The organism is Mesorhizobium sp. B1-1-1 (assembly GCF_006442955.1).
Classification (GTDB): Bacteria; Pseudomonadota; Alphaproteobacteria; order Rhizobiales; family Rhizobiaceae; genus Mesorhizobium.
Genome location: NZ_VFWW01000011.1, coordinates 190,555 through 202,138, shown reverse-complemented (window position 1 = coordinate 202,138; position 11,584 = coordinate 190,555). Strand labels below are relative to the sequence as shown.

Sequence of the window (11,584 nt, the reverse complement as noted above, 5' to 3'; positions counted from 1 at the left end):
GTGATAGCGTTTCCTGACAAGGATGAAGCTCGCAGCCTGACTGCGCTAAACACCAGGCAGCGTTTTCCCACTGCCTCGGGCCACCAGAGTTTGAGGAAACGCAAACTCCAATAGCTTCGGATACGGTTGAAGGTGTCCCGTGTCTCTGTGGATGTACAAGTGAAGCGCCAAGAGGCCACACAAGGCGGCGGTGACGTTGCCCTGGCTCGCTTCATTGAAATTGGCGTCGCGGCCATGCTTTACGTTGTTATAGGACCGCCACCAACCAGGGCTGCTTAGCGGGGTGTTCCCCCAATCGAGCCAAGGCAAGACGCTCATTCGATACCGCGGAATGTCTATCTCAATTGTGTGCATCCCAGCAAAGCGAGCGCAGATCTCGGTCTGATAGTGCAGGATGTTGCTGGCGGTCGATGCGGCGTTGATGTCCTTGCAAAGGATTTTGGCCACAATGTCGACCTCGCTGCCGACGAGAAGCAGAAGCTTCGCGTATTCATTAGAGTAGGCCTTATGGTTTTCCTCGGCCAATTCGACATAGTCGAGCGTCCTCTCGAAGTCCCGCTCAAGCGACAGGAAGTAGTGCCACTGCCCCAAATCCATCGGTGCCCCCAAGGCCTAGTAATGACCATCTGTGCCCCTAACCTACAATGTGGCCGATCGCCGGACCTGATGCTTCTAGGAAGTTCGCGAACGCCACAGTGAGGTCGAGTGCGAGCGCCGCGGCGGGACCATTTCGACGTTCCGTCGCAGGGCGACAAGTCGTCGGCCCTCGCGCTAAACGAAAGTGGTGCTGCGCCTTGGCTCGAGTTCGGTATCCTATTCCTATTTCTCTGCTGCAGGCACCGTTAATACGGTCGCTGGTCCAAGATAAGATCTTGCTCCGCCAGTTTTGGGCGCCTTCTTCCCTTTGGTGGTTCCTTTACCGCCTGCCGGAGCAGCGTCCTCCTTAATAGGCGCAAACGCACTCAAGACCGAGAGTATGAAGTCGCTATAGTCTTTCCGTGATCTGGTCCACAAAGTGTACGCACCATATTTTCCAATTAAAAATAAGCCTGGCTGCGCGCTGCTATCTTTGACAAGCCAACCTTTATGTGGCGGAGGTATCGTAAGTTTATCGAATTCAGCTTGCCACTCAGTCTGCCCTACGGTGTAAGCGTAAATGTCCCGAACGATTTTTTGAGCATCCGGATCCCCTACCGGGCTCCCGGTATAAAGAAACGAATTGCTCACACCTCCGAAGGATCCGGTGAAAGTTCGAGTTAGACCTGCCGCTGCGGATGTATACGTCCCTCCAAGCGTTGCACTGTCAGTCGAGTTTAAAGCAGTAGTTGACACAAAAGCGAAAATAGGAATGGAATAAGGGTCGTCAATTGACTTACTAAGCTGGTAATTTATTTGGCTGTATTGCGCTTCATACAGATTCGGTCCTACTTTACTCTGATTCTGATTGACGCGTTGTTCAGCGCATGCCGACAAAACCAGCGCAGCTAAGCCAGCGCCGAGTACATGAAGCTTATCCATTTTGATTATCCCCTCGGATTGAGAGGATGTTCGCGCCATTCGCTGTTGTGAGTCAATGGCTATACATCAGTTTTTTTGCATATACTTCACAGCGGCTCCGGGCGGAAATCTCGCGCCTGAACAACAAATCTCTGGACTTTCGAAGTCGATTTACCCCACTGTTCTCGTGGGGGGACTAATCGATGAAGACAATGGCACTCGTTGCGAGTGCAGCCCTGTGTATCAGCGGCTGCACGACAAACCTACTGTTTCCGACGCTGATCTCGCAGCATCAAATACGAGCAGCCTGTGCCATGCCCTGGCGAACAGCCCAGACGAGCAGTATCGAGCGCGAGTTGCCGCCCTCCTAGTCCGCCGCGGAGCCACGGTCGAGAGATGCACAAGGCTGATACACACGGACAATGCCGTTGCGACAGGGATAGCCGTTGCGGGTGTAGCTGCGGCGGCCGGTGCCGCGGCAAAGAACAGCGGCGGCGGATACTATATGCCCCAAGCCTACGGAGTCGCCTGGGATCAATTCTATGGCCAGAACTATAGCCTCATCTGGCGGTGCCGAGATAAGGCCACCGGCCGGTTCGTAGATGACTACTATTGCAGCAGCATGCCTATGAACGACGCTACTTGGCCAGGTTGGAGTGCTTGATTTGGCTAGGGTCAGAGTCTACTCGACGCCCTCGCGGCTATATCGCTATCGACTGACCTGAGACCCTTGTTCCCTCCATTTCAATGGAGAGTCCGGCGCTTCATTTCTGGCCTCATGCGGCCTGTTTTTCCAGCGCCATTTTCATGGCGAATTCGATGGGCGTGATGTTACCCAAGGCTGAGTGTGGTCTGTTGCGGTTGTAGTCCTCCTTCCATAGTTCGATTGCTGCCCGCGCTTGCGTGAGAGTGGAGAACAGCGTTTCGTTCAAACATTCATCGCGAAATCGGCCGTTGAAACTCTCCACGAATCCGTTCTGCATCGGCTTGCCGGGCGCGATGTAATGCCATTCGACGCCGCTCTCCTGGCACAATTTGAGGACCGCCATCGACGTCAGCTCGGTGCCGTTGTCCGAGACGATCGTGCGAGACCTGCCGCGGCGAGCGATGATGGCGTCCAGTTCCCGGACGACGCGGGCGCCCGACAGCGACGTATCCGCGACCAGTGCCAGGCATTCCCGCGCGAAGTCGTCGACGACGGCCAAAACCCTGAACCGTCGACCATCTGTGAAGGCGTCGCTGACGAAATCCAGGCTCCAGCGCTCGTTCATCCGGCCCGGCGCGATCATCGGCCTTCTCGTTCCCAAGGCCCGCTTGCGGCCGCCACGCTTGCGGACCTGCAGCTTCTCCTCCCTGTAAAGCCGCCGCAGCTTCTTCTGGTTCATCACGATCCCTTGCCGTTCAAGCATGATGTGGATGCGCCGATAGCCGAAGCGGCGTCGTTCGGCTGCCACCGTCTTCATCGCGGCTCGAACGACGGCATCATCCGGCCGGATGCTTGTGTAGCGAACGCTCGAGCGATCGACGAAAAGAGCTTTGCACGCCCGACGCTGGCTCACCCCATGCCGCTCGCAGGCGTGGGCCACAGCGCATCGCTTGGCATCGGGCGTCACCATTTTTTTGCAGCGACATCCTTCAGGATGGCATTGTCCAGCATCTGCTCGGCCAGCAGCTTCTTCAGCTTGGCGTTCTCCTCCTCCAAAGCCTTCAGCTTGCGGGCGTCGGAAACGTCCATGCCACCGAACTTGGCCTTGTATTTGTAAAAAGTCGCTTCCGAGATCCCGTGTTTGCGGCAGACATCGGCGGTCTTCATTCCCGCCTCCTGCTCCTTCAAAATCGCGATGACTTGTTCTTCCGTGAACCGTGAACGCTTCATTCGTCCGTCTCCTTGAGCGGGGCGGACTCTACCAAAAACTGGAGGAGCTTCAGGGTCTCAGGTCAATCTCACCGTTTACGCCGCCCATGGCGGCTATAACTGCAAACCTCAGCTCCGACTACGACTTTATGACCTCCGCGTCGAGGCGATGGTGTCGGAGACCGCCCACCACATTGCCGACTGGCCCGGGTCGGCCGACCTTGCTCACTTTGTTGGCAGTTGATCCGATTTCTATCCAGCCATATCCGCTGATTCTACTCGCTCGCTCAGCGGCTTCTATTTCCGATGCACATACCCACTCATGGGCCGCGCAACTGCATGATCCAGGGTTTGGGAGCGTGCTTGAGCCTGCTCACATCCTCCCGACGTCGGACATTTTGGAGAGCCTGATGGACAACAGGAAGTTCTTGACAGCTGAGGAAGTATCGGAACGCTATCGCGGCAGCATCTCTCTTGGAACGCTACGAAATTGGCGCGCCAAGAGGATTGGACCGGCGTACGTAAAGCTTGGCAAAGCGGTGTTGTACCCAATTGAGGAACTCGAGATGTGGGATCAAAAGAATACCGTGGCGTGCCGTGCGTCAACGCGATTCAGCATGAACGGCAGTGAGTGAGCGTGATTGGTGACGGAGGAGCATCCAATACCGCCCCCAGAGGCCGCTCCTCGCGTCCTTATCGGCACCGATTTTGCAATTCTTTCAATAAGATAGCTGCTGTAGAGAGGAAGTTGCACAAACATCTGGCTCGATACCCCAAGGGCATTCTCGATCAGGCTTAAACACGGTTCCTGTCGTTGGCACAAAGCCGGCGACTTGCGCAGGTCACAATTGGCGTAAAGACATGATGTCTCTTCGATCGTCGCAGAAACTCTCCAAACTACCAGGCGGGGTCGGCCTACGGCCTGGCATGAAATCTTTTTGGGATATCGGCCGTTCTATTTACCCTCGATGCCGAGACGCCTGCCCATCTCTCTGCTTAGTCCCGCTGCCCACTTTGTCATCACGTCGCCGGCAAGGTCAGCTTGAGTCAGACCCAGCTGCGCAACAATTTGCGCCTTGAGCTTTGGCAGGCGGCTCAGAAAGTCTCGAGTGCCGCTGGTAACCGGAAGCATCCGGGCTATCGCGTCGAGCGCCCAGATCACGGTCGCCCAACATTCGAGAAAATCTATGGGCATCTCCTGGAGATCACTGGCCAGGATTAGTCGGCGGATCGGTGGATTTCTTCCGCAAAAGAACGCCGCGATGACCCGGAGCACGAGACGGGGCCACCCTTTGTCGTCAACCGAGCACTGCAGGCCGCCTGGGAAGGCAGCACAGTACGCGTTCCATAGAATGACCATAAGCAGGAGGCGGAGTTTAACAACATCGGCCGGACTCAGGGAGCGCTCGTCGTTGGTCAGACCCTCGACATAGTTGTCTACAGCCCGCTCGAAAGCCTTGCGGTCGGCAGCTGGTGGCTTCTGGTCGACCTCGATCCGGGATCCGGGATCCGGTTCTGAAATCCGGGGATTGAGGCTCTCAGAATCTCCGCTCTCGTCACCGAGATTCATCCAGTTGTCATCATCCACGTGCCCAGTGCGATCGTCGGCCGCCTCCCCTCCGCCCGACAGGCGATTGAGGAGCACTCGCACACCATCGCAATGTGTTCCCGCGAGCGCGTTTTCGCCCTTTTCTCCCCTGGAGGGACGAACAGCGCGCTCAGCCATGAACTCCTCGTAGCTGAGCTTTCGTCCGGGCTCAGCGAGGGTTTCCTTTCTTGAGCGTGGTCCGTGTGCCGGACCAATCTCAGGCGCCGCATCGGCCTCTGCAGTGTCGGCGCGGTATAAATATTCGAAAGCTTCGAGCAGAAAGAACTCGGCGCCAGACCCCTCCAGGAACGCTGCGGCCGAACGCGCAACGCGGCCGCTGGCAGGTTCGCGCCGCCTGTTCCTCATGAGCGCGCGATGGACCACTGGCGCAACTGTCGAAGACATTTCGCCTTCGATCACGCGGGCAAAATGAACTTTCGCCAGCAACGGATCGTCCAGCGGCACGATACGTTGGTGCGAGCGCGCGATCAGCCGCTCTGCTTCCACACGGATGACCGGATCTCCCGACGAGTCGATGAGTTCAATGCTGCCGCCCGTCCAGCGCGGCACGTCTGGAGGTGTCCATATCAACAGGCCATGATCTACCTCAAAACTTCCTGCGCCACGCCCTGCGAGGGGGGCAAACGAGATCGGCTCGCGATGCTCGACGACCGGCAGTTCGCTTGCGGGCGTAGCTGGAAGGTCGAGAAACTCCAGGAGTTCCAGCGTCTCGATCGAGATTCCGGGAGGCAGTCTGCGATACACACATGCCTCAGCGTTGGCACCGGCGAAGCCTTTGCGGCCGAGGGCGGGCGGCGTGCAGTTCGCGCTGCCTGAGAGCACATGGTCATGGCCTGCGGTCATCGCGATAAGAAGCTTTGCGTGAGTGAAGCGGCTTCCTTCCCATTCTGAAATGTCGATGATCTCCAGATCAGCAGCATGTTCCGCTTCACGGGGAAAATCGTGCCGTTGGGCGTCCAGCAACACGGTGATCCGACCTGGATTGAGGGCCGCGCGAATGTCAGCGATAGCGTCGAGTGCTTTGTCCCAATAGGGGCTGACGATGATCAGGCGCTCGACGGGAGCACCTCCGACAAGGCCTGCGAAACGTTCCAGGACGCCCAGTTCGTCAGGAATGGCGAGAAACGCCAGAAGGCTGCCATCACCAAGGACCTGCACGTCTTCGGGTACAGGTCCGGCAATCCACGGTGTTCGCTCGCGTGCCCAGTCAAGCGCGTCGCGCGCGGCTCCCTCTGTCTCCGATGTGATGCGTTCAACATAGTGCCAGGCCGCGCGGATGAAATCCTGTTCGGGTCCAGGCTCCGCGGAACATTCAATTTCGGTCGCGATCTCCAGATTTCCGCCCAGACCGGCGCCGGTGATGTTCGCTGAACTGACGAACGCCCGACCTCCATCACGGCCAAGCTGCAGAACGATCTTCGGATGAAACACGCCTGCCCCAACCGGTGGCCCGTACAGCGCGTAGTCCCGACCGAGCTGCCTTGGCAGCGTCGAACCATCCATGAGCGCGAGCGCGGTCATCCGGTCGTCGGCAACAATGAGAATGTTGGTCGCCCCGCTACCCATCAGCTGAGGCAGCATGACGTCCTCAAATGCGCCGAATTCGATGGCAAAGCTGGTCGCCAGTGCGCTGTGAAAGCCGCGGCCCTTTCGCCGCACCAGACGGTCAAGAAGCCTCATGGGTTGAGACCAAGCAACTCTTGACCACGGATCGTAGGACCATCCGGCCCGACGAGGTGTATGTCAGCGAGGAACTGCACAGCAGGCGCGAGCCGAGGTGTGGTCGCGACCGGAAGGTAGTCGGACCGGTGTGCAATCCGACCGTCGCGCGCCTCAAACAGGAACGTGTAGTCTTTCTGTCGCCGGAACTTCTGCATTGCCACCCAGCTATGCCGTCTCACAATCCGCCGCACGAGATAGTCTGAGACGAGTTCGGCGACAGGGCGCCCTTCCTGCTTGTCGAACCAGGCCAGTTCAGTCCGGATCGATCGAGCATGGCCATCCAGAGGAAAGCTTTGTGCGATCTCAGCAGCCAGTTCGGGTCGCCGATGGATACGGCCATGCAATGCCGCGATGAGTCGAAGTGCTTCCCAGACCTTGTCTTCCGCCGAGTGCCGCTTGGCCGAAAGGGTGTCTGACCAGTTCTGATAGTCGTCATCTTCCGCACGCAGGTCGCCGCGAAACTCGCTCCAGGTTCGGTCGGCAATCACTGAGTCAGAGCTCCGGAGACGGAATTCAACTTCCGCCCCTATCTCGCCCAGCTCAAGACCGCCTTCCACTTCGCTCACAAGCGCAATCGCCCATCCGAGCAATCCTGCTGCTGCCAGCTGGAAAAGATCGTGTGACTGATAGGCCTCCCAACGCAGGCGTTGGCGTTCAAGCGCTTCAGGCAGGTCAAGGTCCGCGCTGTGAAACAGAAACCAGCGGATGTCGTCAGGATCAGGACGGCTGCCCAGTGCATCTGCAGCCCCCAGCAGCAGCAAGAGGGTTGAATGCCGGCTCTGGCCGGACACGGTCACGCTGTCACCTGCCGGAAACAATACCTGTTCATAGATCTCACGTTCCGGCGAGTCCTCCTGAATTCGGGAGGGTGCGATGGACCCGAGTAAGCTGAGCTCTTCCCTGGTGACGCGCGCAGATCTGATTTTTGCGATGAGCAGCGCTTCCACCTGCGGACCGATCGCGTCGCGGAACGCTCCGGCGGCGTTAATGCCCCGGGCAGCCGTCGCCTTCGGGATGCCATGATCGCCTCCAATGAACAGCCCGGTCTCTACCATCTGCGAGTAGTATGCGCCACCGAACACACCCATAGACTGGCGCAGATATCGGTTCACATTCGGGTCGGTCGACGCGGCCTCGATAAAGTCAATCTCTGCCTCGCCCCTGAGAAGCCGATTGTTCGCCCAGTCGATACCACCAACTCCGGTTTCGCCTCCTTGCGCCGACGAAACCAACGCATAAAGCGCCTCGGCCCGCCGTACCCATCTTTGCCAGTCGTCAAAGTCGGTGCTGCCTTCATGGCGCGCGTAAGCATCACTCAGCCAGCAATAGAAACCATAATACCGCATGCGCAGCGTCACGTTGCTGATGCCAGGCACCAAAGACTGATAAAGGGCAACGCCGCTGTTTTGCATGCCCAGTGGATCGAGGCCGCGTTTTTCAGCGAGCTCCGTCCATTGCGGCAAAGCGTTCATGCAAATCTCCCCCCAAAACTTTGATAGCACTTTGACATCCGGCCGCCAGCAAATTTCGGTCAATGGTCGGGTGCAATTCTCTACACGACACCAGAGCTGGACATTTGGGATCTGAAGACCGTCGTCGCGTGCAGAAGCAAGGAGATAGTGGACAATAGTTCTGATTATTTTCTTCGAGGCCCGTGGTGCGGTACGAACGACCGGTAATTCCGTGGTAAATTGATCTGCAAGGGTCTCACTGCAGGTCGAATGCTCGCCTTCAAAGGATGCCAGATGACTACGACGCGAAGCTCTAAAGTAGCTCCCGCCAGCGACAGGATTTACGATCCGACGGCACCCGCGAACTTCCTTGCCGGCTTCGAAGATATGGACCTCATCAAGTTGCGGGCAGCACTCGACGTTGAAATGAAACGACGAAAAATCGCGATCTCGGTTGGCCAGATGGCAGAGGAACTTGCGATACAGTACTTCTACAGCACATCCGGGCGACCGAATTTACTCGCCGCCCCCACTGGAACCGCGAATGTCGACGCCCTGTCAAGAAAGGGAGAGAGGTATTCGATTAAGGGCATATGCAATGCAAAGAAGACGGGAACAATATACCCTGACTCCGATGATCCTCGTAAGCAGCTGTTCGAATACCTGCTGATTGTAAAAATGGGCCGGGACTGGTCGCTGGAAGCGATCTACGAGTTCGATTGGAATACGTTCTGCGAAAACCGCAGCTGGGATAAGCGTATGAACGCCTGGTATATCGGGGCCTCCAACAAGACCCTTGCGAAGGCGACCGTGTACTTGCCGACTGAAAAAAACTGAAAGAGGTGGAGCCGTCGTTTTGCATTCACGTGGTTTCGGCCGTCAAGCTCCGCCACTTTTCTGTCCCTCAATTTCGGCACATTGGAAATCCCCGCGTACGAAGGCATTGCACGATTCAATGACGTGCACCAACGGCTGACGTGCCGGCCCCTTCATGCAGCACTCCCAGACTGTCAGAACGCGCCAATGCGCTGCGCCCAGCGCCATTTGGTTTTGTTGGTCACGCGCGCGGTTTCCTGCAATCTTTGACACCCAGAACTCCCTTCGCGTCGCCGGGAGCTTAAACAGCGGACAGTCATGTCCGTGCCAGAAACAACCATTCACCAGTATGACAGCGCGGAAGCGGGGAAATACCAGGTCAGGTCGTCCGGGCAGTTCCGGGGCGTGGAGACGGAACCGGAGCCCCGCCCTGTGCAAACCGCGACGCAGAAGCAATTCAGGTTTAGTGTCGCGACTCCGGATGCGGCTCATATTGTGCCGGCGTTGTTCGGGTGTAAGGACGTCCATATCAGGCCATCACATCTGTTGCATCGGCGACAATAAGCCGAAGCGATTCCCCGCTATGTCTGGTCATGTCGGGATACAGAGTTACAGCACCAAAGCGGACGCCCGGGCGGGCGCCCGGCATGGCTCTGGCGGTTGTCGTTACCCGATATTGGCATATGCGACATCAGAAGAGGCACGGCGTTAGCCGCCATCTGCAAACAGTATCAGGTCCCCTACCCCGGATCGGGGTACTGGACCCGCAGGTCGCTGGGGCTTGCGGCAGAGTTGCCAGCACTGCCGGAAGCATTGGATGAACCCATTGAGATCACGCCGTCGACTCCAAAGCCACGAACAAAGAGAACGCCGGGCGAAAGCTCCGCGCGCAAGACCAGACGCGTAGCGAAACCCGATCGTCTCGCACATCATCCGCTACTGTTCGGTGTCGAAGAACATTTGTGGAAAACGCGAGACGTGAAAGACGGCGAATTTCTCAGGCCAAACAAGAGGATCCTGCCGGATCTGATTTCATCGGAAACCGCGCTACTTCGCGCACTCTCGATCGCCAATGACCTCTACCTCGCACTGCACAATCAAGGATATCGGGTTCACATCGCTCAGGCCGCAGACGATCTTGGTCGCATCCACGTCAATCAACAGGAAGTGGAGCCAAAGGATCGTAAATACGGTCGCTACCACTCAGGAAGCATCTGGGCTCCGGACCGGCCGACCGTCTTCTATAGCGACACGGTGCCAATAGGGGCTCGCTCTCACCGAGATGACCGAACGAGTAACGATGCGATACCTCAACGGTGCTTATCATCGGGAGGACAGCAGACTGATACGATCAGCCAAGCCTTGGCAGCTAACGCAATCGTGGACAGCAGAGCAGGACATGCCGTCGGGGCGTTTTCGGGTCATTGCCTACTCGCCGAAAAAGGGGGTCGATTGGTCTGTCAGTTGGCAGGAAACGGAGCAGGACGCGTCCCGTTACGCTAAGACCCGCAGGCTGAGAACCTCGACATACTCGTACCCTCGGTCGCGCTGAATTCGCCGGCACGTCTTCCTGATATCGCAAGATCGATGCTCTGCTCGGCGATTGAAAGGTGTACGATATCTCCCGACACTTCCCATCGCATCGGAGTGCCAAAATGCGTGCCCTTGCCGTCGCTGGCAAACGTTATGGTGGTCTCTTCGGAGCACCCAGCTACGGTAGACCATCGTCCGATAAGGTACCGTGACAAGGGCACGAAGTCGGAACGAGGTGAAAAGCACGCCAATAACTTCTGGAGTTGAACCTCTCCACCCGCGACAATTACCCTTTGACCGCAGTAAAGATCGTCCAAGCTCGACCAAATCGCCAGCTGAACTGGGGTACCTCCGCTATTATTGATCTCCAGGTCAGAATTTGGCGGTCCCCTCAAAACCACTTTCCAGGCCGCCCCGTCAAAGGCGATCAATGCTGTCGTACAACCATAGCGACATGGCGACTTGGTCTGGAATATAATGAAACTGTTGCCACTGCCGAGGAGATCGACGCGCGCCGACATTATATCCGATGGATCAGTTCCCTTCGGAACGAATTCTTTGATCGAGTCTAAGTCCGGCTCGGAGGGTTTAGCTAATGTAAGCCAATTTACAGCACTGGCATTGTTCCATTGGTCGTCAGTTAAGAACATCTCGACTCGACGATTGTGCGACTCTTGTTCTTCATTGGGTACGGAGATCAACGGAAACATTTCCCCAGCAGATAGCACCGCAACCGCAGTCGGATCCGCTCCATCAGAGGTCAACACTTTAGCCGTATTTGCCGCTCGAGACAGACCAAGAGAGAGATTCAGGTCATCATCCGCCAAATCGTCGGCATGACCAACTACGATCATTGCCTTATTGCCGTCGGCAACCCACTTCTTCATCGCTGCTTCGGAAATTCCTCTCGCTGATTTCTCTAAGACGGGGCTGCCAAGTTTGAAAATTGTGAGAAAGCGAACCTTATCCGAATAACCTCTCGTAGAATTCGAATATTCCAATAGATCCAGAGGATCTGCCACAGCAAATCTACTCAGAAAGCCGACCAAAATTAAAACAACGATAGCGCCAAGACGGGTAAAGAACACCAAAATGCTCCCA

The 11,584-nt window shown here is 56.9% G+C and carries 9 protein-coding genes; 2 read left to right on the top strand and 7 right to left on the bottom strand.

Translation table 11 applies throughout. The annotated features are described in order from the left end of the window. Positions 1–45: 45 nt before the first annotated feature. From FJ986_RS23460 to FJ986_RS23450, 3 genes are all read right to left on the bottom strand, one after another. Positions 46–597, bottom strand: a complete 552-nt coding sequence (locus tag FJ986_RS23460; RefSeq protein ID WP_140675882.1) for a hypothetical protein — start codon at positions 595–597, stop codon at positions 46–48. Positions 598–819: 222 nt separating this feature from the next. After that, entirely contained in the window at positions 820–1,518 is a 699-nt protein-coding gene (locus FJ986_RS23455) for a hypothetical protein (protein WP_140675880.1), read from the bottom strand. Between the two features lie 755 nt (positions 1,519–2,273). Next, positions 2,274–3,373 (bottom strand): IS3 family transposase gene (locus FJ986_RS23450; protein ID WP_140675877.1). Its coding sequence is split into 2 segments (ribosomal slippage): positions 2,274–3,121 and positions 3,121–3,373, totalling 1,101 coding nucleotides; the frame shifts between segments, so codons are not numbered across the junction. A 389-nt stretch (positions 3,374–3,762) separates the two neighbouring features. On the opposite strand from FJ986_RS23450, the gene FJ986_RS23445 reads away from it, so the two are divergent. Beyond that, positions 3,763–3,987, top strand: coding sequence for a helix-turn-helix domain-containing protein (locus FJ986_RS23445; protein WP_140675874.1), 225 nt, complete (start codon positions 3,763–3,765; stop codon positions 3,985–3,987). Between the two features lie 320 nt (positions 3,988–4,307). On the opposite strand, the gene FJ986_RS23440 is transcribed toward FJ986_RS23445, so the two are convergent. Beyond that, entirely contained in the window at positions 4,308–6,641 is a 2,334-nt protein-coding gene (locus FJ986_RS23440) for a hypothetical protein (protein WP_140675872.1), read from the bottom strand. After that, positions 6,638–8,155, bottom strand: a complete 1,518-nt coding sequence (locus FJ986_RS23435) for a hypothetical protein (protein ID WP_140675870.1) — start codon at positions 8,153–8,155, stop codon at positions 6,638–6,640. The genes FJ986_RS23440 and FJ986_RS23435 overlap by 4 nt, the downstream gene beginning before the upstream one ends. Positions 8,156–8,428: 273 nt before the next feature. Between FJ986_RS23435 and FJ986_RS23430 the strand changes: the two genes are divergently transcribed. Then, entirely contained in the window at positions 8,429–8,971 is a 543-nt protein-coding gene (locus tag FJ986_RS23430; protein ID WP_246681821.1) for a hypothetical protein, read from the top strand. A gap of 42 nt (positions 8,972–9,013) precedes the next feature. On the opposite strand, the gene FJ986_RS23425 is transcribed toward FJ986_RS23430, so the two are convergent. Next, complete coding sequence (locus FJ986_RS23425) at positions 9,014–9,442, bottom strand: very short patch repair endonuclease (RefSeq protein WP_246681825.1); 429 nt, start codon at positions 9,440–9,442, stop codon at positions 9,014–9,016. A 1,007-nt stretch (positions 9,443–10,449) separates the two neighbouring features. Further along, on the bottom strand, positions 10,450–11,571 hold the full coding sequence (locus FJ986_RS23415; protein WP_181181912.1) for a hypothetical protein: 1,122 nt from the start codon (positions 11,569–11,571) through the stop codon (positions 10,450–10,452). Positions 11,572–11,584 lie beyond the last annotated feature (13 nt).

What these genes read in the sequence shown, in the direction of transcription:
- FJ986_RS23460 (WP_140675882.1), bottom strand. Translation starts at nt 597, where the DNA reads ATGGATTTGGGGCAGTGGCACTACTTCCTGTCGCTTGAGCGGGACTTC.
- FJ986_RS23455 (WP_140675880.1), bottom strand. Translation starts at nt 1,518, where the DNA reads ATGGATAAGCTTCATGTACTCGGCGCTGGCTTAGCTGCGCTGGTTTTG.
- FJ986_RS23445 (WP_140675874.1), top strand. Translation starts at nt 3,763, where the DNA reads ATGGACAACAGGAAGTTCTTGACAGCTGAGGAAGTATCGGAACGCTAT.
- FJ986_RS23440 (WP_140675872.1), bottom strand. Translation starts at nt 6,641, where the DNA reads ATGAGGCTTCTTGACCGTCTGGTGCGGCGAAAGGGCCGCGGCTTTCAC.
- FJ986_RS23435 (WP_140675870.1), bottom strand. Translation starts at nt 8,155, where the DNA reads ATGAACGCTTTGCCGCAATGGACGGAGCTCGCTGAAAAACGCGGCCTC.
- FJ986_RS23430 (WP_246681821.1), top strand. Translation starts at nt 8,429, where the DNA reads ATGACTACGACGCGAAGCTCTAAAGTAGCTCCCGCCAGCGACAGGATT.
- FJ986_RS23425 (WP_246681825.1), bottom strand. Translation starts at nt 9,442, where the DNA reads ATGAGCCGCATCCGGAGTCGCGACACTAAACCTGAATTGCTTCTGCGT.